Origin of the sequence: Bradyrhizobium sp. AZCC 1721 (assembly GCF_036924715.1) — a bacterium.
In the GTDB taxonomy this organism is placed as follows: Bacteria; Pseudomonadota; Alphaproteobacteria; order Rhizobiales; family Xanthobacteraceae; genus Bradyrhizobium.
This window is the reverse complement of record NZ_JAZHSB010000001.1, coordinates 1,907,988-1,934,346: the sequence shown is the minus strand read 5'-3', so window position 1 is coordinate 1,934,346 and position 26,359 is coordinate 1,907,988. Positions and strand designations below refer to the sequence as shown.

Annotated in this window: 25 protein-coding genes; 5 read left to right on the top strand and 20 right to left on the bottom strand. The window is 63.6% G+C overall.

Annotated elements, in window-relative coordinates; translation table 11 throughout:
- Positions 1–178 precede the first annotated feature (178 nt).
- Together V1273_RS09385 and V1273_RS09380 are read left to right on the top strand one after the other, a co-directional pair.
- Positions 179–967 (top strand): ABC transporter ATP-binding protein, encoded by a 789-nt coding sequence (locus V1273_RS09385; protein WP_334367507.1) that lies wholly within the window; start codon positions 179–181, stop codon positions 965–967.
- The gene (locus tag V1273_RS09380; protein WP_334409378.1) at positions 964–2,523 is read left to right on the top strand and encodes an ABC transporter permease/substrate-binding protein; all 1,560 of its coding nucleotides are present in this window, start codon (positions 964–966) and stop codon (positions 2,521–2,523) included. The genes V1273_RS09385 and V1273_RS09380 overlap by 4 nt, the downstream gene beginning before the upstream one ends.
- A gap of 35 nt (positions 2,524–2,558) precedes the next feature.
- Here the strand turns inward: V1273_RS09380 and V1273_RS09375 are convergent, their stop codons facing one another.
- The 3 genes from V1273_RS09375 to V1273_RS09365 form a co-directional block, all read right to left on the bottom strand.
- Entirely contained in the window at positions 2,559–4,286 is a 1,728-nt protein-coding gene (locus V1273_RS09375; protein ID WP_334409376.1) for a sulfatase-like hydrolase/transferase, read from the bottom strand.
- A gap of 35 nt (positions 4,287–4,321) precedes the next feature.
- Positions 4,322–6,031 (bottom strand): sulfatase-like hydrolase/transferase, encoded by a 1,710-nt coding sequence (locus V1273_RS09370; protein ID WP_334409375.1) that lies wholly within the window; start codon positions 6,029–6,031, stop codon positions 4,322–4,324.
- A 179-nt stretch (positions 6,032–6,210) separates the two neighbouring features.
- On the bottom strand, positions 6,211–6,909 hold the full coding sequence (locus V1273_RS09365) for a TetR/AcrR family transcriptional regulator (RefSeq protein ID WP_334409374.1): 699 nt from the start codon (positions 6,907–6,909) through the stop codon (positions 6,211–6,213).
- A 152-nt stretch (positions 6,910–7,061) separates the two neighbouring features.
- Between V1273_RS09365 and V1273_RS09360 the strand changes: the two genes are divergently transcribed.
- Entirely contained in the window at positions 7,062–7,679 is a 618-nt protein-coding gene (locus V1273_RS09360; RefSeq protein ID WP_334409373.1) for a hypothetical protein, read from the top strand.
- On the opposite strand, the gene V1273_RS09355 is transcribed toward V1273_RS09360, so the two are convergent.
- Both V1273_RS09355 and V1273_RS09350 read right to left on the bottom strand, forming a co-directional pair.
- Positions 7,676–7,915, bottom strand: coding sequence for a hypothetical protein (locus tag V1273_RS09355; RefSeq protein WP_334367501.1), 240 nt, complete (start codon positions 7,913–7,915; stop codon positions 7,676–7,678). The two genes, V1273_RS09360 and V1273_RS09355, sit on opposite strands and share 4 nt — an antisense overlap.
- Before the next feature lie 19 nt (positions 7,916–7,934).
- On the bottom strand, positions 7,935–8,786 hold the full coding sequence (locus tag V1273_RS09350; RefSeq protein ID WP_334367500.1) for an SDR family oxidoreductase: 852 nt from the start codon (positions 8,784–8,786) through the stop codon (positions 7,935–7,937).
- 499 nt (positions 8,787–9,285) lie between these two features.
- Between V1273_RS09350 and V1273_RS09345 the strand changes: the two genes are divergently transcribed.
- Positions 9,286–10,347, top strand: coding sequence for a DUF2336 domain-containing protein (locus tag V1273_RS09345; protein ID WP_334409371.1), 1,062 nt, complete (start codon positions 9,286–9,288; stop codon positions 10,345–10,347).
- Positions 10,348–10,833: 486 nt separating this feature from the next.
- Here the strand turns inward: V1273_RS09345 and ilvC are convergent, their stop codons facing one another.
- From ilvC to miaA, 8 genes are all read right to left on the bottom strand, one after another.
- A complete protein-coding gene (gene ilvC / locus V1273_RS09340; RefSeq protein WP_213287708.1) occupies positions 10,834–11,853 on the bottom strand; it encodes a ketol-acid reductoisomerase in 1,020 nt (339 codons plus the stop codon).
- A 146-nt stretch (positions 11,854–11,999) separates the two neighbouring features.
- Complete coding sequence (locus tag V1273_RS09335) at positions 12,000–12,602, bottom strand: LysE family translocator (RefSeq protein WP_065749545.1); 603 nt, start codon at positions 12,600–12,602, stop codon at positions 12,000–12,002.
- A gap of 7 nt (positions 12,603–12,609) precedes the next feature.
- Entirely contained in the window at positions 12,610–13,500 is an 891-nt protein-coding gene (locus V1273_RS09330) for an EamA family transporter (protein WP_334409370.1), read from the bottom strand.
- Between the two features lie 5 nt (positions 13,501–13,505).
- Positions 13,506–14,201 carry a class I SAM-dependent methyltransferase gene (locus V1273_RS09325; protein WP_334367495.1) on the bottom strand — a complete coding sequence of 232 codons (696 nt, stop codon included), beginning with the start codon at positions 14,199–14,201 and terminating at the stop codon, positions 13,506–13,508.
- Between the two features lie 2 nt (positions 14,202–14,203).
- Positions 14,204–14,746 carry an acetolactate synthase small subunit gene (gene ilvN / locus V1273_RS09320; RefSeq protein ID WP_334367494.1) on the bottom strand — a complete coding sequence of 181 codons (543 nt, stop codon included), beginning with the start codon at positions 14,744–14,746 and terminating at the stop codon, positions 14,204–14,206.
- Positions 14,747–14,897: 151 nt separating this feature from the next.
- Complete coding sequence (locus tag V1273_RS09315; RefSeq protein WP_334409369.1) at positions 14,898–15,881, bottom strand: threonine dehydratase; 984 nt, start codon at positions 15,879–15,881, stop codon at positions 14,898–14,900.
- A gap of 236 nt (positions 15,882–16,117) precedes the next feature.
- Positions 16,118–17,893, bottom strand: coding sequence for an acetolactate synthase 3 large subunit (locus V1273_RS09310; protein WP_334367491.1), 1,776 nt, complete (start codon positions 17,891–17,893; stop codon positions 16,118–16,120).
- Positions 17,894–18,230: 337 nt separating this feature from the next.
- The gene (gene miaA, locus V1273_RS09305; protein ID WP_334409368.1) at positions 18,231–19,160 is read right to left on the bottom strand and encodes a tRNA (adenosine(37)-N6)-dimethylallyltransferase MiaA; all 930 of its coding nucleotides are present in this window, start codon (positions 19,158–19,160) and stop codon (positions 18,231–18,233) included.
- On the opposite strand from miaA, the gene serB reads away from it, so the two are divergent.
- On the top strand, positions 19,159–20,064 hold the full coding sequence (serB, locus tag V1273_RS09300; RefSeq protein WP_334367489.1) for a phosphoserine phosphatase SerB: 906 nt from the start codon (positions 19,159–19,161) through the stop codon (positions 20,062–20,064). The genes miaA and serB overlap by 2 nt on opposite strands.
- Positions 20,065–20,223: 159 nt before the next feature.
- Here the strand turns inward: serB and V1273_RS09295 are convergent, their stop codons facing one another.
- The 7 genes from V1273_RS09295 to V1273_RS09265 form a co-directional block, all read right to left on the bottom strand.
- Positions 20,224–21,729 (bottom strand): Do family serine endopeptidase, encoded by a 1,506-nt coding sequence (locus V1273_RS09295; protein WP_334409367.1) that lies wholly within the window; start codon positions 21,727–21,729, stop codon positions 20,224–20,226.
- A 278-nt stretch (positions 21,730–22,007) separates the two neighbouring features.
- Positions 22,008–22,208 (bottom strand): DUF2065 domain-containing protein, encoded by a 201-nt coding sequence (locus V1273_RS09290; RefSeq protein ID WP_213287716.1) that lies wholly within the window; start codon positions 22,206–22,208, stop codon positions 22,008–22,010.
- Between the two features lie 98 nt (positions 22,209–22,306).
- Entirely contained in the window at positions 22,307–23,209 is a 903-nt protein-coding gene (gene hflC / locus V1273_RS09285; protein ID WP_334409366.1) for a protease modulator HflC, read from the bottom strand.
- Positions 23,206–24,345, bottom strand: coding sequence for an FtsH protease activity modulator HflK (gene hflK, locus V1273_RS09280; protein WP_334367486.1), 1,140 nt, complete (start codon positions 24,343–24,345; stop codon positions 23,206–23,208). The genes hflC and hflK overlap by 4 nt, the downstream gene beginning before the upstream one ends.
- A gap of 171 nt (positions 24,346–24,516) precedes the next feature.
- Positions 24,517–25,029 (bottom strand): dihydrofolate reductase, encoded by a 513-nt coding sequence (locus V1273_RS09275; RefSeq protein ID WP_334383392.1) that lies wholly within the window; start codon positions 25,027–25,029, stop codon positions 24,517–24,519.
- Positions 25,029–25,514, bottom strand: a complete 486-nt coding sequence (locus tag V1273_RS09270) for a GNAT family N-acetyltransferase (protein WP_334409364.1) — start codon at positions 25,512–25,514, stop codon at positions 25,029–25,031. The genes V1273_RS09275 and V1273_RS09270 overlap by 1 nt, the downstream gene beginning before the upstream one ends.
- 19 nt (positions 25,515–25,533) lie before the next feature.
- Positions 25,534–26,328, bottom strand: coding sequence for a thymidylate synthase (locus tag V1273_RS09265; protein WP_334409363.1), 795 nt, complete (start codon positions 26,326–26,328; stop codon positions 25,534–25,536).
- Positions 26,329–26,359: the final 31 nt, after the last annotated feature.

Below are 26,359 nucleotides of genomic sequence, written 5' to 3'. Positions count from 1 at the left end.
CCGTATTGCTGAAAATCCTGTCAGTCCGAAGCTCGGGGTGATCACTGGGCAAGCCGTGGACCATCTCGAACCAATTGCTTCACAACAACGGGGGACTTGAAGTCCCACATTCGCGACCGGGCCATTTATCGGCTATCACTATACCCTTCAGGAACCGCCAAGGTTGGGACCGCGCCGAATGCCCGCCACGCCACTGATCGCCTATGCGCATGTCGGCAAGACGTTCGACGCCGGCCGCGTGGTGGCCGTCGATGACGTCTCGCTTAACGTCGCCGAGGGTGAATTCCTTGCCATAGTCGGCGGCTCCGGCTCGGGCAAGACCACGCTATTGCGGCTCGCCAACCGCCTGATCGAGGCTGACTCCGGCACCATCACGGTCGAAGGCGAGGACGTCCGCAACGTCGATCCGATCCTGTTGCGGCGGCGGATCGGCTATGTCTTTCAGAGCGGCGGGCTGTTTCCGCATCTGACCGTCGCCGGCAATATCGGCATCACGCCAAGGCTGCTTGGCACGCGGCCCGCCGAGATTTCCGTGCGGGTGGATGAATTGCTCGACCTTGTCAGGCTCGACCGCACGCCATATCGCGACCGGCTGCCGCATGAACTCTCCGGCGGCCAGCGCCAGCGCGTCGGCGTGGCGCGGGCGCTCGCCGCACGTCCGCGCATCATGCTGATGGACGAGCCATTCGGGGCGCTCGACCCCTTGACCCGAGACGCGCTCGGCGACGATTTTCGCGAGTTGCACAAGAAACTCGACCTGACCACCGTCATGATCACCCATGACATGACGGAAGCGATCCTGCTCGCCGACCGCATCGCGATCATGTGCGACGGGCGGCTGTTGGCGCAGGGCACGCCGGCCGAGCTTTCCAAATCCGACGACGCTTACGTCGGCGAACTCCTGCGCACGCCGCGGCGGCAAGCCGAGCGGCTCGGCGCCCTGCTGCCTCGCGAGGGTGCGGCATGAGCATCTTCGCCGATCCACGCTGGGGCGAGGCATTGGGCCACCTGCCCGACTATCTCGGCAATCACGTCCGCGTCAGCGTCGCCGCGCTGGCGCTGGGGTTACTCGTCAGCCTGCCGCTCGCGATCATCGCACGCCATCGGCCGGTGATGCGCGGCGCGCTGCTTGGGCTTGCCAGCATCGTGCAGACCGTGCCGGGGCTGGCATTGCTGGCGCTGTTCTATCCGCTGCTCCTGGCGCTCGCGGCGTTGTCGCTGTCATGGTTCGGCGTCGGTTTTTCCGCGTTCGGATTTTTGCCCGCGGTGCTGGCGCTGGCGCTTTATTCGATGCTGCCGGTGCTGCGCAACACCATCACTGGCCTGCAAGGTGTCGATGCCGCGATCCTGGAAGCAGCACAGGGCGTCGGCATGACGCCGCGGCAATCGCTGTTCACGGTGGAACTGCCGCTGGCGCTGCCGGTGATGATGGCAGGCATCCGAACTTCGGCCGTCTGGGTGATCGGCACCGCGACGCTGTCGACGCCAATCGGCCAGACCAGCCTCGGCAATTATATCTTCGCGGGACTGCAGACCCAGAACTGGGTGTTCGTGCTGTTCGGCTGCATTGCCGCCGCGGTGCTGGCGCTGCTCGTCGATCAACTGCTGGCGCTGATCGAAAACGGCTTGCGCAACCGCAGCCGTTTTCGCGCCACACTGGGCAGCGTCGGCATTGCGGCGCTCGTCGTTGCTACGCTGGCGCCTAACCTGGTGCGGCCGCAGACGAACTACATCATCGGTGCCAAAACTTTTGCCGAGCAGTATGTCCTGTCTGCCTTGATGGCGCAGCGGCTGAAGGCAGCCGGCCTCTTGGCAACGAAGCGCGAAGGTCTCGGCTCCAACGTGATCTTCGAAGCGCTGGCGGCTGATGATATAGACTTCTACATCGACTATTCCGGCACGCTGTGGGCCAACCAGTTTCACCGCACCGACATCAAGCCGCGTCAGGAGCTCGTGGCCGAGCTGAAGACGATACTAGCGAAGCAGAACATCACACTGCTCGGCGAACTCGGTTTCGAGAACGCCTATGCGCTGGTGATGCCGCGCAAACGCGCCGAGCAGTTGGGTATCCGCACCGTCGCCGATCTCGCCTCGCGCGCGGCGAACATGTCGATCGCCGGCGACTATGAATTCTTCTCGCGCCCCGAATGGGCCGCGCTACGCAGGGCCTACGGCCTGTCGTTCCGCGGCCAACGTCAGATGCAGCCGGACTTCATGTATGCGGCGGTCGCCTCCGGCGAAGTCGACGTCATCGCCGGCTACACCAGCGACGGGCTGATCGCGAAATACGATCTGGTGACGCTCGGCGATCCCAGGCACGCAATCCCGCCCTATGATGCGATCGTGCTGCTCGCGCCAAAGCGCACCAATGACGAGGCCTTGCGCAAGTCGCTGACCGAGCTGCTCGGCAAGATCGACATCGCCACCATGCGCGAAGCGAATCTGCGCGCATCCGGCAACGACGCGGCGAGCTCGCCGGATGCGGTAGCGCAGTGGCTGTGGGAGAAGGTGGGGAGGAAGTAACCCCGTCGTCATGCGCGGCCATGGCGAGCGGAGAGTTACAGTCCCTTGATCATCCCGGCGTCGATCAGGAGTCGATTAAATCGTCTCGCTTCCGCGCCCTTTCGGCAAGCATAGAACACGCCGTTGCAGCGAAGCATGATCTTCTTCTGCTCCTCGAACGACGGATCGAGCGGGACGCCGGCGGCTTCCTGGATCACGAGCGGAATGTAGGCCGCATCGAGCGTATCAAGCGCCGACGAGAGGTCGCCCGGCCGATAGTTGATGCCGTCAATCGCGTAATAGGTTGAGAAGTAGCGCGGATCGGCTGCCATCAAGCGTTTCGCCAGCAATTTCTGATCGATGCCGGGCTCAAGCAGCTTTTGCGAGATAGCCGGCTGGTGATCGCCGAAACGCAACACCAGAAACGACTGATCCGGATAGTCGCGCTTAAGGGCAGCGATGAATTCGCGGTAGTCGTTCTGCGTCATGACCTGGCGACGAATATATTCGTCGGTCTCCGCCGTGTTTCCCGGTGGCGTCCAGTCCAGCGGTGTCAGATCGGGCCGATAGACGTCGGTCCAGGGAAAATGGTTGGCCGTGAGGTAGACGAACATGAAGACCGGCGCGTGCTGCGGCTGCTCGCGCGCAAACACCTTCAAGGCCTGATCGAAGTAGAACTTGTCGGGCTGCATATCCTGGGCGACGCCCATATCCGCCATGTCGATGAAGTGGCCGACGCCAGCACCCTTCTGGAATGCGCGCGCGCCGAGGAAGTTGCCATAGGTCGGATAGAGCGAGAAGGTCTTGTATCCGCAACGCTTAAGCGCTTGCGGTAACCCGCGCGCAACACGGTTCGCGGTGATCCTTGTGACATAAAACTTCAGATCGCCGAACGACCGCGCCGACATGCCGGTCAGGACGTTGAATTCAGTGTACCACGTCGGGCCGCCGGTTGCCTCCGCGATCATGGTCCGTTGCTTGCCGTCGATGGACTTGAAGTAATCGGAGTACCCTTGCGGCACTTTGATGCCAGGCGCGGCCGAGATGTCGAAGCTCGACTCGTCGAGCAGCATGATGATGTGCGGTCGCTTTGCCGTGGCGTCGCAGGTCTCGGCGGGCGGCAGCATGGGCGGGCCGGCAGCGTGCGCTCCCGCAAGGCGAAGCGGGCCATTCGTCGGCGGATCGACCTCGATCCATCCCGTCGAAGCCAGCCGCGACACCGCCACCACGCCCGAGCGCGCCAAACTGGAAACATGATTGACCCCCTGGAACGGCTCCCAAGCCTGCTCGGGCCAGACTACCGACATCGCCGAGATCAATGCTGTCGTCGCAGCCAGCCCCGTCAAGGCAAAGCGGCGGCGCACGCGGAAGGGATCGAAATGCCAAACCAGCCACAACAGCGGAACCGCAACGAGGCCTGCCAAGGCCAACTGTAACTGCAAGCGTGGGAACACCGAGAGAAGGAACGAAAACGTATCGCGGTCGATGATCAGGAAGTCAAGGAACGTCAGCGTTAGCTGCAGAATTCCGAACTTGAAGTGCGACAGCGCGATCAGGATCACGATGATGGCCAGCGCCAGCGCCGCACAGACGCCGGGCCGCTGCAGCGCGACCAGCAGGAAGCAGTTCACGAACACCCACGCCAGCACCGAGAGCGTGATCGCGAACGGTCCGTATTCGGTGGTGAGCAGGACCGCCAGCCCCGCCAGATGGACGGCAACGATCAGGCCAGCCGCGGCAAAGAACCGGACGCCGCGCGCTTTCGCGACGGCGGTTTCGCTCATTCCGGACTCGGCGACGGCAGCAGACATATCGCTCCTCAGAGCCCCTTGATGAAACCTGCGTCGATCAATAACCGGTTGAACCTGCGCGCCTCGGCGCCATCCTTGCAGGCATAGAATACCCCCTTGCAGCGGAGCATGATGTTCTTTTGCTCCTCGAACGAGGGGTCGAGCGGAATGCCGGCGGCCTCCTGGATCACCAGCGGCAGATAGGGCGCGTCGATCGTGTCCATGATCGCGGAACTCTTCACCGGCTCGAAGTTGACGGCGTCGATCGCGTAATAGGTGGTGAAGTAGCGCGGGTCGTGGGTATCGAACTTGCGGGCGACCCTGGCTTCATCCAGGCCGGGATCGAGCAGGTTCGAGGAAAACTCCGGCTGATGGTCGCCGTAGCGGACGATCAGGAATGGCTGCGCCGGGAATTTCTTTTTCAGGCTGGCGACAAACGCCGCATAATCCCCGGCGCTCAATGTCTGGCGGCGCAGATATTCGTCGACCACAGGCTCGTTGCCGGGGGCGCGCCAGGACGGCAGCAGGTCGGGGCGGAATTTGGTTTCCCAGGGGAAATGGTTGGCAGCGAGATAGACGAAGGTGAACAGCGGCGTGTTGGCCGGCTGCTCGGCGATCAGGTTCACGGCCTTGTCGTAGAAGAAGCTGTCGGGTTCGATGCCCTTGGCGCCGAGCGCGCGCGCGTCATAGAAGTGCTGGATGCCGGTGGAGGTCTGGAAGCCACGCGCGCCCATGAAGGCGCCGTAGGCCGGATAGAGCGAGATGGTGTTGTAGCCGCAGCGGCGCAGCGCCAGCGGCAAGCCGCGTTCGACCCGGCCCGAGGCGATGCGGGTAACGAAATAGGAGAAGCGGCCGAACGACCGCGACGACAGGCCGGCGAGCACGTTGTACTCGGCCATCCAGCTTGCGCCGCCGCTGCTCTCGGCCATGAACTTGCGCTCGCGGCCGTCAAAGGACTTGAAATGGCTGCCATAGCCCGGCGGCACCTTGACGCCGGCGGCCTGGCGGATGTCGAAGCTCGACTCGTCATGGATCATGATGAGGTGCGGACGGCGACCGGCCACATGACAGGAATCGACCAGCGGCACCTTCAGCCGCTCGGCGGTCACGGCTTCCGATTCCATAAAGCCGTAATTGACGAAATCGGAAACCGCGGTCACGCCCGAGCGGGCGAATTTGGAGAGATAGCCATCGTCGTAATAGCCGCGCCAGGCTTCATCGGGCCAGACGACGGAATAACCGGCCAGGCTTGCGAGACAGGCCAGCAGGCCAGCAGTGGCCGGCAGGCGGCGGATGCGGAACGGGTCGAGCCACCACAGCGCGTACATCAGCGGCAGGATGACAAGAGATGCGCCGACCACGCTCCAGCGCAAGTTCGGAAAGATCGTGAACAGATACGCCGCGGTGTCGCGGTCGATCACCATCAGGTCGACGAAGTTCGCGGTCATCTGCACGACGTCGTGCTTGAGCCGCGACAGCAGCACCAGCAGCACGACCAGCGTGAGCGACAGCGCGCCCGACAGCGCCGGACGCCGTAGCAGCGCGACAAAAAGAAAGTTCAGGATGCCCCAGGCCAGGGCAAAACCCATGCGGCCGCCGAAATCGCTTTCGGTGTGCAGCAGGAGCGCCAGCGCCGATATGTGCGGTGCAGCAACGGCGGAAAGGCGCCAGAAACCGATCGCGGCAAGCCCGGCAACAAGGGTGGTGGCGGAGGGCCCTGGATTTGGCGCGGGCGCCATGGGGAACGCAACATGACCCGGCGCAATACATAGCCTTGGCTGGCGACGACCAGGAGACGCACGACCCATCCGGAACCTGAGCCGTGTCACAAAAACGTAGTGGAATCGTCATGAACAGGCAATGAATTTGCCCTCGGGCGGACGTTTGCCGGTAGTCGTACGGCCGTTGAGCGCCATGATCAGGCCGGCCGTGGCCGGCTGGCTATCCCCTCGATGAAAAGATCCAGTATTGCCTCGGCGGTCCGCTCGGCCTCGGGGCCGGCCACGCCCCAGCGCGGAAAATGGCCGTCGATATTCATCCGGGCAAAACCATAGACCAGCGCTCGGCCGGCGATCTGCACCTGCTTGAGGTCGGCGCTGTGGAGCTGGCCCGCCGCAAAGGCTTCGGCCAGCGTTTGCTCGGTCAGCGCGATCAGTTCGGCATTGTCGCTGGCGATGGCGGCCGACTGGTCGTGGTCGAACAGGCGGCGGCTCGAAATGATTTCGAAATGGGTCGGGTTGCGCATCGCCCAGCGCAGATACGCGAGCCCGAGGCAGCGAAAGCGGCCGAGCGGATTGCCGGCCGGTGCCGCGGCAAGCGCTGCCTCGATCTCGGCCCGGAACCGCCGCTGCGCCTCCTCCGCCACCGCCTGGATCAGGGCATCGCGGCTCGGAAAATGCCGGAACGGCGCGCCCGGCGATACGCCGGCCCGGCGGGCGGCCTCCCGGACGCTGACCGCCTCCGCCCCGCCCTCGCCGACCAGTTGCAGCGCGGCGTCGATCAGGACGCGCCGGAGATCGCCGTGATGGTAGGGTTTTGGCGGGGCCGCTCGCGCAACGCGGCGGCGCGACTTGGTGGTGGGGGATTTTGCGACGGAAGGCTTGGCTGACGGACGCATGCCCTCTCCTACCATCACCCGGTCGTGAATGTAAGCACCGATTACACGGATTGACCCGATCCGCAGAGTGCATGTAACTGGTGATTACATTGCCATCCACGCCATTGCGAGCCAACGGGTCGCAATGACGGCTTAGACAAAAGGGGACGAACATGCCGACACATCAAAAATGGTTCGAAGGCTGGCGGCTGTTCGCCCTGCTCGCGTTGACGCTGCTGGCCATGAGCATCGGGATCGCCGGCATGCGCGGGTTCGAAGTCGACGGCGTGCGCATGGTGATCCGCTTCACCGCACGCAGCTCGCTGGTGCTGTTCTGCCTTGCTTTCGCAGCCGCCGCGCTGGCGCTGTTATGGCCGAACGCCTCGACGCGGTGGCTGCGCCGCAATCGCCGCTATCTCGGCGTCACCTTTGCGGCCTCGCACGCCATCCATGCGGCCGCAATTGCCTGCTTCGCCGTGATGGGCCCGATAGGCTATGCGGCGGCGACCTCGATCGCGTCCTATATCTTCGGTGGCATTGGCTATGCCTTCATTGTCGCGATGGCCGCGACCTCGTTCGACCGCACGGCCGCTGCGATCGGCGCACGCGCCTGGCGCCGGCTGCATCTCGTGGGCGGCTACTATCTGCTGTTCCAGTTCATGGTGTCGTTCGGCAAGCGGATTCCCGACATGCCGCTCTACGCGCTGTTCCTGATTCCGCTCGTGGCCGTGTTCGCGCTGCGGATGATCGCGATGGCGCCGCGTGCCCAGGCGCCGGCACGGGCGGGCTAGTCGTCCTTCAGGTAAAACTTCCGTCCGAGACGGCGGTGCACTGACAGGACGGCCCGGTCGACGTCGCTGATCAGGCTGTCGCCGAGAACGACGTTGGGGATTTCCCAGTTCCGCCCCTCGCGGATGTTGGGAAGCGCACGCACGGCGGGGACGGACGCCGTTTCGCATCCCGGTTGGCTGCGAAGCGCCGCGTCGGCGATCTGCGTCAGCTCGGCTCTGCTTTTTCCCGTCGTCACTGGTGGCCGGTGCCTTTGCTCATCTTTGCGGCGTCAGCCCGAGGCGCTTGGCGATGATCCGGTCGAGGGTGCGCTTGGGCAACACCGCCGCCATGAACTGGCGCATCGGATCCGGCGCGATGACGTAGCGCACCTTGGGATTGGGCCGCGTCAATGCCTCGAACACCTTCTCGGCGATCTGCTCGGCCGGCAATCCGTTCGCGCCGAGTTGCAGCATGAAGGCGCGGATTTTCTCCAGCGCCGGGAAATACGGCGAGTTTTTGTAGGCGGAGATATCGACCTCCTCGGCCTTGCTCCAGATCGGCGTTTTGACCACCCCCGGCGCAATGATGATGACGTCGATCCCGAACAACATCAGTTCGCGGCGCAAGCTCTCCGACAGCCCCTCGATGGCGTGCTTGGAGGCGGAATAGGCCGAGGTCAGCGGATTGCCGTTCTTGCCGGCGACCGAGGAGATCATCACGATCCGCCCCTTCGGCCCATTCAGGGCCGGATCGGAGCCGAGCAGCGGCCCGAATGCCTGGGTCGCAATGATCGGGCCGATGAAATTGACCTCCATCTGGCGACGGAATTCGCCCGCCGCGAGTTCGAGCACGGGACCTGCGACCGCAATGCCGGCATTGTTGACGAGGCCGGCGAGCGTTTCGCCATCGAGCGCGGTGCGGACCTCGCGCGCAGCCGCCAGCACCGCGGCTTCATCGGTGACATCGAAGATCAGCGGCGTGAAGTTCGCCCCGAACTCACCCTTGAGACGGTCGGCATCAGCCTGCTTGCGCACGCTGCCGAACACGCGGAAGCCGCGGTCGAGCAAGAGCTTCGCACTGGCCCAGCCGATGCCGGTGGACGCGCCGGTGATGACAACAGATCTCATGACCTAAGCCCTTGTAAGAGGTCTAATGAAGTTCGTCGTGAAGGAATGCTTAAGCGCCGGCTCCGTGGGCTTCCTCCGCGGGGTGCAGCCAGCCTTGACGGCGTCTTGTTCGGCAGATTGCTATTCGAGTTTTTCCGGGAACGGTTTGGTGAGGATAGCAGCCGGACCGGGGTACCGGAAGCCGCGGCAGATGGCCGATCCGGTTCGACATCGGCGATTTATCGCGCGAAATCACGGCATACGTCCCGATCGGATTGGTAAAGCAATTCAGAACGCAAAATTTGCAATGCGCGGCCTGCTTCGACATGCGCCTGTCCACAACAACCGCGGCCGATGCATTGCCCGATTCCAATGCAGTCGATCTGTGTTCTAGCGGGTCCCCGCCTTTAACGCGGGTGTAAGGCTCGGCCGGCCATTGTGGGCGCGAACCCTTCAACAACAGACAGGCTGCCCACAATGGTGCAACAGCCGGCGCACTCGATCATTGCCGAACTTGAAGATGCCGTCAGAGGCGGCTCATCCGCCAAGCGGGTGGAGACCCTGCGGCAGGTCACCGATCTCTTCCTCCACTGACGGAGAACGCCTCAGCGACGACCAGGTCAAGGTCTTCGACGACGTGCTCTGCCTCCTGATCGCGCGCGTCGAGACGCGGGCAAAGGCCGAACTTTCCAAGCGGCTGGCGCCGCTCGACTACGCTCCGTTCGAAGTCATCCAGCATCTCGCCTGGGATGACGAGATCGAGGTCGCCGGCAACGTGCTGGCCCATTCCAGCCGGCTCGGCACCGACGTGCTGGTCGAGATCGCCAGCAGCAAGGGACAGGATCACCTGCTCGCCATTTCAGGCCGCGCCGAACTGCCCGCGGCCGTGACCGACGTCATCGTCGACCGCGGCGAAGGCCAGGTGATCCGCAAGCTCGCCAACAATGCCGGCGCCAAGTTTTCCGACCAGGGCTATTCCACCATCGTCGCCCGCGCCGGCGCCGACGACGAACTGGTCGAAATCCTCGGCCTTCGCGCCGATTTCCCGGCAAAGTTCATTGCGGACCTGCTGCGCCGCGCCAAGGAGACCGTTCGCACACGGCTTCTGGCCATCGCGCCGCCCGCGCTGCAGGAAGAGATCAAGCGGGTCCTGAACGAGGTCGCCCGCGAGGCTCCGCCACCGAGCCGGAGTTTCGGAGTCGCCGAGGAACTCGTGAAGCTGATGAAGGGGCTGAACGAGCTCGACGACGCGGCGGTGTACAAATTCGCGGAGTCGAACAAGTTCGACGAAGTGACGGTCGCACTTGCCGTCCTCAACGACATGCCGGTCGAGATGACAGCGAAGCTGATGGAAGGGCCGCGCGCCGACCTGATCCTGATTCCCTGCCGCTCAGCACGGCTGAACTGGCCGACGGTCGAGTCGATCCTGCGCAACCGCCCGGCGCATCCGATCAGCGAGCAGACGCTGGAGATCGCGCAGCGCGATTTCCGCAAGCTGTCGATGGAGACGGCCCAGCGCACCGTCCGCTTCTGGCAGTTGCACAACAAGATCGAGAAAGAACCAATCATCCGGACGAATTGAGCGGCGCCGTCGTCACGGCACCGAGCCTGGATCAGGGCGAACTTGGATTCTCGTTTGACGAACGAGAATGCACATTAGGCAACCGAGCTTTGACTCGGTAAACGCTGATCTTTCCATCGCTAATGTAATTGTTGAACTGCTCCCTGCCCAAGAATGTGCATTAGGCGTCAGTTCTTCGTTTCGGCTCGGCTGGCGCGTTTCGAGCGGCGGGTTGAAGAATGTGCTTGAAGCAGCAATCCTTCGAGGAAACGGCGAGACCGTTTGTGCGATCTCGCCGGATATACCGAGCAAGGCTTAAAAATTGGTATGCCGGTAATGCATCGAACCGGCCACTGAATGCTCTCGTGCCCCGGACGCGGTGCCGCGCGCTCTCCGCGATGCGAAGCATCGTCCGGTGCGATGCGCCGCAGAGCCGGGACCGCTTCGATGGACCCGGACCAGCAGCGCATCACCAGCGTGCTGCGCTGCATCCGGGGAACGACACCGTCAGTTCTTCGTCTTGTCGACCAGCGCGCCCTTCTTGATCCACGGCATCATGTCGCGGAGCTTGGCGCCGACTTCCTCGATCGGGTGCTGGGCGAGCTTGGCGCGGGTCGCTTTGAACGAGGTCTGGTTGACCTTGTTCTCCAGCATCCAGTCGCGGGCGAACTTGCCGGACTGGATGTCGTTGAGCACCCGCTTCATCTCCTTCTTGGTCTCGTCGGTGACGATACGCGGGCCGGTGACGTATTCGCCGTACTCGGCGGTGTTGGAGATCGAGTAGTTCATGTTGGCGATGCCGCCTTCATAGATCAGGTCGACGATCAGCTTCACCTCGTGCAGGCACTCGAAATAAGCCATCTCGGGCGCGTAGCCGGCTTCGACCAGCGTCTCGTAGCCGCCCTTGATCAGTTCGACCAGGCCGCCGCAAAGCACCACCTGCTCGCCGAACAGATCGGTCTCGCACTCTTCCTTGAAGGTGGTCTCGATGATGCCAGCGCGGCCGCCGCCGATCGCCGAGGCATAGCTCAAGCCCAGGTCATGGGCATTGCCGGAGACGTCCTTGGCGATCGCGATCAGGCAGGGCACGCCGCCGCCGCGCTGATATTCCGAGCGCACGGTATGGCCGGGGCCCTTCGGGGCGATCATCAGCACGTCGAGGTCGGCGCGGGGATCGAGCAGGTTGAAATGGACGTTGAGGCCGTGCGCGAATACCAGCGCCGCGCCCTTCTTCATGTTGTCGTGCAGGTGCTCGCGGTAGATGTCGCCCTGCAGTTCGTCCGGGGTCAGCATCATGACGAGGTCGGCCCATTTCGCGGCCTCGGCGACTTCCATCACCTTGAAGCCGGCGGCTTCCGCCTTCTTGGCCGAGGCCGAGCCCTTGCGCAGCGCAATCGCCACTTCCTTGACGCCGGAGTCCTTCAGGTTCAGCGCATGGGCGTGGCCCTGACTGCCATAGCCGACGATGACGACCTTTTTGCCCTTGATCAGGTTCAGGTCGGCGTCGCGATCGTAATAAACACGCATGGTCGTTTCCTCAATCGATGGCCAAAAAGGGCCGGTTAATCAGGCATTTGGACAGGTGGGACCGCCGGTCGCCCGCGAATTTCCGGCGTTGTCTAGAGCATTTTCCCTCGAAGGGGAAACCCGTTTATGCATGGCCCGGTGCGGCATCATGCGTCCATGAAGACCGGATAGAGCGAGGCCAGGAGCAGCACCGCCATCACGATATTGAAGGCGCGCACCGCCCGGCGGGAGGTCAGGATCGGCCGCAGGGCGGTGCCGAACAGGGCCCATGCCGTGCAAGACAGGATGCCCAGGAGCAGGCTTAAGCCGACCTGGATCGCGATATTCCAGGGATAGGCGGCGATCGCCGCATAGGCGGTGATGGTGCCGATCACCATGACCCAGCCCTTGGCGTTGACCCACTGGAACATCGCCGCGCCCCAGAACGTCATCGGACGACCCCGGCTGTCCTGATCCGCCGACGGCGGCTCGGACATCGCGATCGCCCAGGCCAGATAGATCAGGTAGGCCACGCCGGCATATTTCAGGATGGTCTGCAGCACCGGATAGGCGATGAAGATGGTCCCGAGCCCGAGGCCGACGGCGCCGACCATGAAGGCAAAACCGACCGTGATTCCCATGATGTGCGGGATGGTCGGACGGAAGCCGTAGGTGAGCCCCGACGACAGCAGCATGATGTTGTTCGGCCCCGGCGTGAAGAACATCACGGTGGCGAACATGATGAAGGCGATCAGCAGCGATTGCGACATGGGGGCCTCATGCGATCTTTGGCAGAACTTGTTTTTCTGAAGCCTTGGTACTTTTGGAGAGCAACATGACGGCGATGCCGCCGACGACGGTGACCATGCCGCCAAGCCGTAGCGGCCCAAAGGTTTCGCCGAACACGACGCTCGATGCAGCGGAACCGACGAACGGGACCAACAGCGCGAACGGCACCACTTGCGCCGCCGGGTAATCCCGCAGCAGCCGGCCCCACAGCCAGTAGGCGATGCTGGTGGAGACGGCGCCGAGGCCAATCATGCACAACAAACCGGTGAGGGACATGTGGGTCAGCGCATGCCAGGTCGGCTGCGGGCCGTTGCTGACCAGCGTCAACGCAAACAGCGGAACTGCCGCGACCAGACACAGCCACGCGAACAGGTCGAACATCGGCACGCCCTGCGCATGCCGCAGCAGCAGGTTGCCGGCCGCGAAGCTGAGCGGCGAGATCATCAAGATCGCGAAGGCGCTGACGCTGAAATCGTAGCCGACGGTGCCGCAGATCATCAGCAGGCCTGCGGTGGCGATAGCAATGCCGACTGTCTGCCCCGCGCCCGGCCGCTCGCGAAACAACAGCGCGGCAAAGCCGATGGTGAACAGCGCCTGGCTCTGCACGATCACGCTGGAGAGACCGACCGGAACGCCGAGCGCAATGGCAAAGGCCTGGGCAAGAAACTGGCCGAGGAACAAGGTGAAGCTGATCGCGACCAGCACCGTCCAGGAAACCTTGGGCCGCGCCACGAACAGGCAGGGCAAGGCCGCGATGGAAAAGCGCAGCGTCGTCATCAATTCCGGCGAAAACTCGTCGAGCGCGATCCGGCTGGCCACAAAAGCAAGCCCCCAGATCACCGCCACCAATACGGCGATGCAAACATCGGCCGGTTTCATTTTTTCTAGCTCTGTTGATCCGGCTTTGGTTTGCGCAGGATATAGGTGCCGTGCAGCGGCGCGTGGTAGTCGACCGATTCCAGCGTGAAGCCGATATCGGTCAGCATGCGCTCGATCACCCAGCCGAAGGTCGAGTACTCGTCGCGCATATGGGTGACCACGCCGTCGCGCTGGAAATCGTGGTTCTTGATGGTGAAATCGGCCCACTGCTCGACATCGCGCTCGGTGCCGTCGGGCATGCTGACGAATACGATGTCGCGCAGGTAGAAATTCGCGCCGGGCTTCAGCGCGGCATAGATCCTTGCCAGCGCCACCGCCTTCCAGAAGTCAGGCAGATGGTGCAGCGTGAATTCGCTGACGATCAGGTCGTAGGAATTGGGCTGGTAGGCAAAGCTCAGCAAGCCTGCCGGCTGGGTGCGGATCGCAACCTTGCGGTCGCGGGCCTGGATATTGGCGAGCGCCAGCATCGCCGGCGAAATATCTATTGCGTCGACCTCGGCCCCCATCAACGCCGCTTCGCAGGCCAGTACACCGTTGCCGCAACCGATATCGGCCACGCGCCAGCCGCGCTGCACGCCGAGCATGGTGAGCGCGGCCCGCGCGCGATCGTCGCTGTTGTCATGCCGGTCGTAGATCGAGGCGACCGCCGAATCGAGCCCGAGCCGCCGCCTTTGAGTGTAATACCAGTCCCGCGCCAGCATGTTCACATCCCCTCAGGCCCACGCCCGATCGCGGCAACGCCAGTGCGCGACACCTCGACAAGGCCGAGCGGGCGCATCAGGTCGATAAATTCACTGATCTTGGATGAATTGCCTGTGATCTCGAACACAAAACTCTCGGTCGTGGCGTCGATCACGCGGGCACGGAACGCGTCCGCCAGCCGCAACGCCTCGACCCGGCTGTCGCCGCGGCCACGCACCTTCACCATGGCGAGTTCCCGCTCGATCGAGCGGCCGGTAATCGTCATGTCGACGACGCGGTAGACCGGGATCATGCGGTCGAGCTGGTGCTTGATCTGCTCGATCACCGTCGGTGTACCCGTCGTGACGATGGTGATGCGCGAGAGATGCTTGTGGCTCTCGGTTTCGGAGACGGTGAGACTGTCGATGTTGTAACCGCGCCCCGAAAACAGGCCGATCACGCGCGCGAGCACGCCGGGCTCGTTCTGCACCAGCACCGAGAGCGTATGCGTCTCGTTGGGATCGTGGCGCTCTTCCAGGAAGTAGGCGGATGCGGGCTGGTTCATGGTCGTCCCCTTGTCATTCTCCATTGTCAACTCCGCGAAGGCGGGCATCCAGTAATCCCCGACGACTGCGATGGATCGCTAGGCCGCGGCGTACTGGATCGTCGGGCCAAGCCGGACGATGACAGTAAATACCTGGCTGGTGTTCGTTGCATTACGCCATTACCCTTTCAATGGCGGCGGCATCTATTCCGATCCATTTGCGGAACAGATCAAAATCGATATTGCCGCCAGACAGGACCAGGCCGACTCGCTTGCCGGCGAGCTTCTGCTTTTCCTGCAGCGCGGCGGCCAGCGGGGCAGCGCCGGCGCCTTCGGCGAGGTTGTGCGTGTCGGTCCAGTAGGCGCGGACGGCGGCTGCGACCTCGTCGTCCGTGACCTGGACGATGCGCGCGGCGCCCTTGCAGATGATGGCGAATGCGTCCGGATCGGGATTGCGCGTCGCCATGCCGTCCGCCAGCGTGTTGCTGGTTTCGGTGGTTACCACCGTGCCAGCCGCAAACGACAGTGCGTAGGACGGCGCTTCGGTCGACTGCACGCCGACGATTTCGGTTTTCAGCCCGAGCAGATCGCGCGCCATGATGCAGCCGGAGATGCCCGAGCCCTGCCCGATCGGCACATAGAGAATGTCGAGGTCGGGCGCCGTCCGGAACAGTTCGAGCGCGTAGGTAGCGACGCCGAGCACAAGATCCGGATGGAACGACGGAACCATGTGGAGGCCGGCGAACTGGGCACGGCGCTGGGCTTCTTCGGCGGCCGCCTGAAAATCCTCTCCATGCTCGACGAGGTCAGCGCCGAACGCGCGCATGGCGCTGTTCTTCTCGACCGAGTTGCCCTTCGGCACGTAAATCACCGCCGGCACGCCGTGGCGGGAAGCCGCGAATGCGAGGCTCTGGCCGTGATTGCCGCGGGTGGCGGAAATGATCCCCGATATGTTCGGCCGCTCCCGCTTCAGCCGGTCGAGATAGATCAGCCCACCGCGCACCTTGAACGCGCCAATCGGCGTGTGGTTCTCATGTTTGACGATGACGCTCGTACCCAGCCGCTCGCTGAGCAGCGGCCAGGCATGCGCCGGCGTCGGCGGCACCGCCTGCCCCACGATGTCGTGTGCGCGTTCGAGCTCTGCGAGGTCAAACACTTCTCGATCCTCTCGTATGCTCATCATCCCCGCGAACGCGGGGATCCAGTATTCCAGAGGCGTCCGAGCACAGCCGAGACGCCGCGGCGTACTGGATCGCCCGGTCCCGGCTACGCCAAGGCTTCGCCGAGGCTGTCCGGTCATGGCTCGCCGAAGCTTTATCGGAGGCGGCAAGCCGGGCGATGACAGCGGAATTTTTGTCTCGCGTCCTCACAGCGAACCCTTGTCTCGCATTCTCACACCAGCGCCTTGCCGCCGGCGAACGCCGCGGCGGTGGCTTCATCGGTTGCTTCCGCCGGCAGCAGCATTTCGTTGTGCGCCTTGCCGGACGGAATCATCGGGAAGCAGTTTTCCAGCGCGGCGACGCGGCAATCGAACAGCACCGGACGCTTGACCTTGATCATCTCCTTGAGCGCACCGTCGAGATCGCCGGGCTTGATCGCCTGGATGCCGACGCAGCCGAACGCATCGGCGAGCTTGACGAAATCCGGCAGCGCCTCGGAGTAAGAATGCGACAGCCGGTTGCCATGCAGGAGCTGCTGCCACTGCCGCACCATGCCCATGTACTGGTTGTTCAGGATGAAGATCTTGATCGGCAGTTCAAACTGAACCGCCGTCGACATCTCCTGCATCGTCATCTGCACCGAGGCGTCGCCGGCAATGTCGATCACGAGGCTGTCAGGGTGCGCAACCTGCACGCCGAGCGCTGCCGGCAGGCCGTAGCCCATGGTGCCGAGACCGCCCGACGTCATCCAGCGATGCGGCTCCTCAAAACCGAAGAACTGCGCCGCCCACATCTGATGCTGGCCGACTTCGGTGGTGATGTAGGTGTCATGGCCGCGCGTCGCCTCGAACAGCTTCTGAATGGCGTATTGCGGCAGGATGACGTCGTTGCTCTTCTTGTAAGCGAGCGAATTGCGCGCGCGCCAGGTGGCGATCTCCTGCCACCAGCTCTTGATGTCAGGCTTCTTCGCCTCCGCCCTGAACACCTGCAGCAGGTCGCCGAGCACATTGCCGGCGTCGCCGATGATCGGCACGTCGACGCGGATGTTCTTGTTGATCGAGGACGGATCTATATCAACGTGGATCTTCTTCGAGCCTGGCGAGAATGCGTCGGTCCGGCCGGTGATGCGGTCGTCGAAGCGCGCGCCGACGCACAGCATGACGTCACAACCATGCATCGCCATGTTGGCCTCGTAGGTGCCGTGCATGCCGAGCATGCCGAGCCAGTTCTTGCCGGTTGCCGGATAGGCGCCGAGGCCCATCAGTGTCGAGGTGATCGGAAAGCCAGTGACCTCGACCAACTCGCGCAACAGCTTCGACGCCTCGGGTCCGGAATTGATGACGCCGCCGCCGGAATAGATCACCGGGCGCTTTGCGGCAGCCAACAGCGCCACCGCTTTTCGGATCTGTGCCGCATCGCCTTTCACCCGCGGGGTATAGGACACATGCACGTCGGATTTGCGCGGCGGATGATAGGTGCCGACCGCAAACTGCACGTCCTTGGGCACGTCGACCACGACGGGTCCGGGACGGCCCGTGGTCGCAACGTAGAACGCCTCGTGCAGCACCTTGGCCAGATCGTTGACGTCGCGCACCAGCCAGTTGTGCTTGGTGCAGGGACGGGTGATGCCGACGGTGTCGCATTCCTGGAACGCGTCGTTGCCGATCAGGTGCGTCGGCACCTGGCCGGTGATGCACACCAGCGGGATCGAATCCATCAGCGCATCCGTCAGCGGCGTCACCATGTTGGTGGCGCCTGGGCCTGACGTCACCAGCACCACGCCCGGCTTGCCAGTCGAGCGCGCGTAGCCCTCCGCCGCATGGCCGGCGCCCTGCTCGTGCCGCACCAGGATGTGCTCAACGTCGCTCTGCTGGAAAATCTCGTCATAGATCGGAAGCACCGCGCCGCCGGGATAGCCGAAGATGTGCTGGACACCGTGATCGATGAGCGCGCGCACGATCATCGCGGCGCCGGTCATCTGATTGGGGTCGTTGCTCTTGTCGGTCATGGTCTGCTCCGGATGCGCTTGTCGGCGCGGCTTCTTTCGGTTGTCTGTTTTGGGAAATAAAAAAGGGCCCGAGAGGCCCCATGCACACCGCCTGAATTTGGATGGCCGCTAGCCATCCCCGGCGGTGTGCCTGGGTACGACGACGATAAGCAGTTTGGTAATAATGTTACGCATTTTGCGGCCCGGACTTCCCAAAGGTTGCGCGGGTTATACCGTTCGGCCCCCGGAAGTCAAGGGACGGACGCTCTCGGCGCGATTTAGGCATTGTAGCGGTGTTCCGGGCATTCGGCGAGGGGGAATTTTATGCGTGCAGCCATGCGAGGCCGTTAAGCCGACGTCATTCCGGGATGGTCCGAAGGACCAGACCCGCCGCCTCCGGCGTCACCCATTCGAACTCCGGCAGTTGATGCCTGAACCACGTGAACTGCCGTTTTGCATAATGGCGGGTGTCGGCGCGGCCGATTTCGGCGGCCTCCTCGCGCGTGATTTCTCCCCTGAGGTGCCGGATCAGCGCCGGCACGCCATGGGCCTTCATCGCCGGCAGCAGGGGATCGAGCTTTCGCCCGGCAAGCGCTGCGACCTCGTCCAGCGCACCCGCGGCCAGCATCGCGCCGAATCGCGCATCGATCCGCGCGTAAAGCTTTTCGCGCTCAGGCGCAAGGAACAGCGCCGAGAACTCGCTCCGAGGCAGCAGCGGCGGCAGGCCCTCGCGATGCCAGTCCGGCAGTGCGCGGCCGGTGGTTTCCACGACTTCCAGGGCGCGGGCAATCCGGGTGCGGTCGCGCGGCTTCAGGCGCTCGGCGGAGACGGGATCGCGCCGCGTCAGTTCAGTGTGCAGCGCTTCAACGCCGTCGCGTTCCAGCCGCGCCCGAACAGCATCGCGAACCTCGGCGGGGATCGGCGGCACCGCGGAGAGACCGCGCGTCAATGCCTTGAAATAAAGGCCGGACCCGCCGACGAAGATTGGCAGCCGCTTTTCCGCGCGCGCCTCTGCGAGCACCTTTCCCGCATCCGTCACCCACGCTCCGGCCGAGAAATTGACCGACGCGTCGACATGGCCGTAGAGCCGGTGCGGCACGCGCGCCTCCTCCTCCGGCGTCGGCCGTGCCGTGATGATGCAGAGATCGCGGTAGACCTGCATCGAATCGGTGTTGATGACGACGCCGCCGGTCTTTTGGGCCAATTCGAGCGCCAGGGCCGACTTGCCGCTGGCGGTCGGCCCTGCGATAAGCACGGCCTTGCTCAAATCTAGCTGATACGTCTGCATGTCCCTGGTCGCCACCCTCATCTGCAATCCGGCCAACCCCGCGCTCGACACCACCGTCGTCGACGGAGCGCTGGCCGTTCTCCCGTCGCCGGGAACGGCGCAATGGCTGTTCGACGAAGTGGCAGTCGACATTCCCTTCGACAGCCAGGTCAAGAGCCCGGACGAGATCAAAGCGATCGAGACCCGCCTGCAACAGGCGCGCGGTGACCTGCCGATCGACATCGTCGTGCAGCCTGCCGCGTTCAGGCGCAAGAAGCTTTTTCTCGCCGACATGGACTCCACCATGATCGGCCAGGAATGCATCGACGAGCTGGCTGACTTCGCCGGGCTGAAGGCGCATGTCGCAGGCATCACCGAGCGCGCGATGCGCGGCGAGATCGAATTCGAGCCGGCGCTGCGCGAGCGTGTCGCGCTCCTGAAGGACCTGCCCGTCGGCGTGGTCGACGAAGTCCTGGCAAAGCGCATCACGCCGACACCGGGAGGCCGTGAGTTGGTTTCCACCATGCGCGCCAACGGCGCCTGGACCTGCCTGATCTCCGGCGGCTTCACGCTGTTCACCCATGCGGTCGCGGCCAAGATCGGTTTCCAGGAAAACCGCGCCAACGAGTTGAAGGTGCGGGACGGCAAATTCAGCGGCGAGGTTGCCGAGCCGATCCTCGGCCGCGCCGCCAAATTGGCTACGCTCATCGAGCTTCGCGAATCCTTCGATCTCGACGAGATCGACACGCTGGTGATCGGCGACGGCGCCAATGACCTCGGCATGATCCAGGCGGCGGGGCTCGGTGTCGCCTATCACGCCAAGCCGGCGGTGGCCGCCGCTGCCGCCGCGCGGATCGACTACGGCGACCTCACTGCGCTGTTGTACGCGCAAGGCTATCGGCGCGAGGAGTTTGTGGGGGGATAAGAACTCTTGCGTCGTCCCTGCGCACGCAGGGGCCCATACGCCGCGGCCCGTCCATGATGCGATGGGGCCAGTTGCCTTTGATACAATCCGCGCTGGTGGTTATGGGTCCCTGCGTGCGCAGGGACGACAGTGTTTTCGGGTCAACCGCTACGTGATCTATCACTGCACGCCGAGCGCCACGAACCGCAATTCGCCCTCGCCGTTCGACACCAGCAGCAGCACCGATTTCTTGCCGTCCTTCTTGAGCTGATCGACGCGCTTTTTGATGTCGGCGGCGCTGGCGACCGCTTCCTGCGCCACCTCGACAATGACGTCGCCGGCAGAGAGCCGCTTGTCGGCGGCGTCGGAGGAGCCGTCGACACCGGTGATGATGACGCCCTTCACGCTCTCCTTGATCTTGTACTTCGTGCGCAGGTCCTTGCTCAGCGCGGCAAGATCGAGGCCGAGCGCCTTTTGCGTCACCGGCTTCTCGACAGGGTCTTCCTTGGTCTTGGCGGCGGCCTGCTGCACCTTTTCGGTATCCTCGAGGCGGCCGAGCGTAACCTTGCGGGTTTCCTCGTTGCCCTTGCGGATGATGACCACGTCGACTTCCTTGCCGACGGCGGTATCGGCGACGACGCGGGAGAGATCCTTCGGGTCCTTGACCTCCTTGCCGTCGAACTTGACGACGACATCGCCGGGCTCAATGCCGGCAGGCTTGGCCGGCCCCTTGTCGTCAATGCCGGCGACCAGCGCGCCGCGGGCGGGCTTGATGTTGAGGCTTTCGGCGATCTCCTCGGTGACCTGCTGGATCCGCACGCCGAGCCAGCCGCGGCGCAGTTCGCCGAACTGCCGGAGCTGATCAACTACGGCGGCCACCGTCTTCGACGGCACCGCGAAGCCGAGGCCGATCGAACCGCCGGTCGGCGAGATGATCAGCGTGTTGACGCCGACCACTTCGCCTTCGAGGTTGAACAGCGGCCCGCCGGAATTGCCGCGGTTGATGGAGGCGTCGGTCTGGATGTAGCTGTCGTACGGCCCCTGGCTGATGTCGCGGTTGCGCGCCGATACGATGCCGGCCGTTACCGAGCCGCCGAGGCTGAACGGATTGCCGATCGCAATCACCCATTCGCCGAGCCGCAGCTTGTCGGAATCGCCGAACCTCACCGCGGTCACCGGCTTCACCGGCTTGAACTTCAAGACCGCAATGTCGGTCTTCTTGTCGACGCCGACCAGTTCGGCCTTGATCTTGGTGCCGTCGTTCATGATCAAGTTGATCTCGTCGGCATCCGCGATGACGTGATTGTTGGTGACGACGACCCCGGCAGCATCGACGATGAAACCGGAGCCGAGCGAATTCGTCTTGCGCGGCGGCTGCATTTCGCCGCTCTTGTCGCCGCCCTTGGGCAGGCCGCCTCGCCGGTTCTTGAAGAAGTCGTCAAAAAACTCCTCGAACGGTGAGCCCGGCGGCAATTGCGGCATCGTATCCCTGCCGCCCTTGGCTTCCACGCTCTGCGAGGTCGAAATATTGACGACGGAATCGATCACCTTCTCGGCAATGTCGGCGATACCGTCCGGCCCGCGCGCGCTGGCGGGCACTGAAGCCAGCATGCTGGCGGCACCGAGCGAGATCGCAATTCCCATCAGGCGCAGGCGGCTTTTCAAGGCGGGTCTGGCACCGGTCATGTCGGCTCGTCTCCAAAGGCTCAAATTTGGGCCCACAGTGCGCCCGAACGGGTCTTGGACGCAAGCATCTGCGCCTGACATTCCAGCGAAAAACGGGCGGCTCTCGGCTCACGATTTCGTTGGCGCCAGAGCTAGTTGCGGCCGTTGATTACCGTCATTCCGGGGCGCGAAGCGAACTAAGATGTGCATTTCCACATCCGAGAATCTCGAGATTCCCGATGCGCAATTGCGCATCTGAGGACTGGTCCTTCGGACCATCCCGAAGTGCCGGAGGAACCTTACCGCCGTACGAACCAGATCAGAAGCAGGCCGATGATCGCCGAGACGATGCCGACGATCCGCAGGATATTGTCCGGCGTCGCCAATGCGCTTTTCATCGCCCGGCGCATCCAGGCCGGGCTGGCTGCGAACATCAGGCCTTCAAGCACAAAGAGGATGCCCACACCGATGAGGAAGTCGGCGAACGCAATGGACCTCATCGGATGGCATCCCCCCGCTAGTCAAGCGCCTTTTGTTTTTGTGCCGGCGAAGCGGCCCCCCGCTTCGCCGTAACGTGCGTATTGTGCGGGCCGGCCGTTTAAGGCTTCGGCGCCGCGGCCGCCGCCGGCGGATGGCCCGACGGATTGGCGAAGAAGCGGAAGAACTCGGAATCGGGCCGCAGCAGGAAACGGGTATCGTTGGAGCGCAGCCCAGTCTCATAGGCCGACATCGAACGATAGAAGGCGAAGAAATCCGCATCCCGGCCATAGGCCTCGGCGAACAACCGGTTGCGTTCGGCGTCGCCCACGCCGCGCGTCTGCTCGGCGGTCGAATTGGCCTCCGCGACGATGACGGTGGCCTCGCGATCAGCCTTAGAGCGGATCTCCTGCGACTTCTGGCCGCCCTGGGCGCGGAACTCCGCCGCCTCGCGCTGCCGCTCGGTCTGCATGCGCTGATAGACCGCCTGGCTGTTGGCCTCGGGCAGATCAGCGCGACGGATACGCACGTCGACCAGTTGGATGCCGTATTGGTCAGCCTCTCTGTCGAGTTGATCCCGAATCCGCGTCATCAGCGTTTCCCGTTCGTCGCGCACCACGGTAATGAAGTTGACCTCGCCCAGCACGCGGCGCAGCGCCGCGTTCAGCAGCGTGGTGAGCTGGATGTTGGCGGCCTGGATCGAGCCGATGCTCTGATAGAAGCGCAGCGGGTTCTTGATCCGGTAGCGGGCGAAGGCGTCGACGACGAGCCGTTTCTGGTCGGAAGCAATGACTTCCTGCGATGGATTTTCCAGATCGAGGATGCGCTTGTCGATGCTGATGACGGTGTCGATGAACGGCGCCTTGAAGTTCAGACCCGGCTCGGACACGACGTCGACCGGCCGGCCGAGCCGGACCACGAGCGCCTGCTCGGTCTGCGACACCGTGAAGATCGAGCTGTAGCCCACGATCACCAGGGCGAACAGCAGGATCAGGGTGACAATACCTGTAACCGGGGACCTCATCGCGTGCCCCCCTGCTGCTGCTGACCGGCCGTCGGCGCCGGACGGCGCGGCGTCAACTCACTGAGCGGCAGATAAGGCACGATGCTCTGTGCGGAATTGCCGCCGTCATAGACCAGCTTCTCGGAGCCGCCGAGAATCCGCTCCATCGTCTCCAGGTAAATTCGCTGCCGCGTCACGTCCTTGGCCTTGTTGTATTCCTCGTACACCTTCATGAAGCGCGCGCTCTGGCCCTTGGCCTCGGCGATCGCCTGTTCCCTGTAACCTTCGGCGACCTGCAGGATCTGCGCAGCGCGGCCGCGGGCGTCGGGGATGACGCGGTTGGCATAGGTCTGCGCCTCGTTCTGCAGCCGCTCGAAGTCGGCGCGCGCGGCCTGCACGTCGCGGAACGAGTCGATCACTTGCGCGGGCGGGTCGACCTTCTGCATCTGCACCTGCGTGATCTGAACGCCGGATCCGTACGTATCCAGCGTCTTCTGCATCAGCTCGTGGACGGCCTGCTCGGTCAGATTGCGGGCGCCGGTGAGGATCGGCTGGATCTGCGAACGCCCGATCACCTCGCGCATCGCGCTTTCGGCCACCGCCTTGACGGTGCCTTCGGGATTCTGGATGTTGAAGAGGAAATTGCCCACGCCGTTGGGCTTGATCCGCCACAGCACCGTGAAGTCGACGTCGACGATGTTCTCGTCGCCCGTCAGCATCAGGCTTTCTTCCGGCACGTCCCGCATGGTGCGGCCGCGCCGCGCCGGGTCGTCGATCAGGCTCATGCCGATCGAAATGGTGGAGACGCGCAGCGCCTTCGGCAGCAGCACGGTTTCGATCGGATAAGGCAGATGATAGTTCAGCCCGGGTTCCACGGTGCGCACATGCTTGCCGAAGCGCAAGACGACACCGAGTTCTTCCGACTGCACGCGGAAGAATCCGGACAATCCCCAGATCACCAGCGCACCGGCCAGCACCAGCGCGATGCCCATGCCGCTGAAATGGCCGCCCGGCAGAAGCTGTTGCAGCTTGTCCTGGCCGCGCCGCAGCAGATCCTCAAGATCAGGTGGCCTCGGCCCGCCCGACTGCGGACCCGAACCCCACGGTCCCTTCGGACCCGGGCCCCATGGACCCCCACCCTGATTCTTCCACGGCATGCAAACTCTCCTCCGCGAGGGCCCGGGTCCGCCTGTTTTGGGCAGGATGCCCAGCCTCGCCTATCAGCCCGGCTTTATAGGGGACCGCTAGGTCCCTTACAATGCAAGCTTCCTGCACGAAGCAGCTATGCCTGACGCCACAATTGTCAATGTAAACATTGGTTAGCGAGGTTAACCCTGTCGGCGCCGACGAAATGTCACATAGGAGAAATCGGCGCTATCGTCCGGACCGGCCGGATTCCGTACGCGCGCCGCCTCTTCCCATGCGGTTGCATCGACTGCCGGGAAACGCGTATCGCCGTCGGGCCGGGTGTGCACCTCGGTAATCTCCAGGCGATCGGCGCTGTCCATCCATTGCGCGTAGATTTCCGCGCCGCCGATCACGGCGATCTCAGTGGCGAAACGTCGCAGTGCATCGCCGGTGGCGATCGCCTTCGCGTCGCTGAACGAATGGGTAACCACCACGCCATCGGCGCGAAAACCAGCGTCGCGGGTGACGACAATATTGGTCCGTCCGGGGAGCGGCCGGCCGATCGAGACGAAGGTCTTCCGGCCCATGACGACAGGTTTACCCGAGGTCAGCGCCTTGAAGCGCGCCATGTCGGATTTTAGCCGCCATGGAATGGCCCCCCTGGCTCCGATCACGCCGTTCTCGGCGACAGCGACGATAAGAACGATTTCCATCACCGCTCCCCTTGCGCTAACGCGCGCAGCGCCGGACCGCCGACCCGGCACACCGTCCAGTCGTCCATCAAGACCGCGCCGAGCGACTTATAGAATTCAATCGACGGCGTGTTCCAGTCGAGCACCGCCCACTGCAAGCGCGACCAGCCGTTCGCCACGCATTCCCTCGCGAGATGCACCAGCAGCGCCTTGCCGATTCCCTTACCGCGCAGCGCCGGGCGGACGAACAGATCTTCCAGATAGATGCCGGAGCGACCGCTGAAGGTTGAAAAATTCACGAACCAGACCGCGAAGCCGGCCGGCTCTCCGTCCCACTCGGCGATCTCGCAGAACAGGCGCGGATTGGCGCCGAACAGCGCCGCATCGATACCGGCCTCGGTCGCTTCCACTTCGTGCAGCAGCTTTTCGTATTCGGCGAGTTCGCGAACGAAGGACAGGACAAGTCCTGCTTCGCCCGGGCGCGCGCGGCGGATCGTCGGCGACATCAGGTGCTCACACCGCTGGTCATACAGCCACTTCGGCCTTGATGTGCGGGTGCGGATCGTAGCCTTCGAGCGCGAAATCCTCGTAGCGGAACGCGAAGATATCCTTCACGTCAGGATTGATCTTCATGACCGGCAACGGCCGCGTCGGCCGCGTCAGTTGCAGACGTGCCTGCTCGAGGTGGTTGGAGTAGAGATGCGCATCACCCAGGGAGTGCACGAAGTCACCGGGCTTCAGTCCGGTCACCTGCGCCACCATCATCGTCAGCAACGAATAGGATGCGATGTTGAAGGGCACGCCGAGGAACACGTCGGCTGAGCGCTGATAGAGCTGACAGGAGAGCTTGCCGTTCGCAACGTAGAACTGAAACAGGCAGTGACAGGGCGGCAGCGCCATCTTGTCGACGTCGGCCGGATTCCAGGCGGTCACGATCAGCCGCCGTGAATCCGGGTTACGCCTGATCATGTCGATGACGTTGGAAATCTGGTCGATGCTGTGCCCGTCCGGCGCCGGCCACGAGCGCCATTGCGATCCGTAGACCGGGCCGAGATCGCCGTTGGCGTCGGCCCATTCATCCCAGATCGAAACGCCGTGAGCCCTGAGATATTTGATGTTGGTGTCGCCGGCCAGGAACCAGAGCAATTCATGCACGATCGCCTTCAGCGGCAGCCGCTTGGTGGTCAGCATCGGAAAGCCGGCCGAGAGATTGAACCGCATCTGATGACCGAAGATCGACAGCGTGCCGGTGCCGGTGCGGTCGTGCTTCTCCGCGCCGTCGCTGAGGATACGTTCGAGCAGGTCGTGGTACTGGTTCATGGGTTGTGCTTCAGGCCTTTGTCGGAACGGC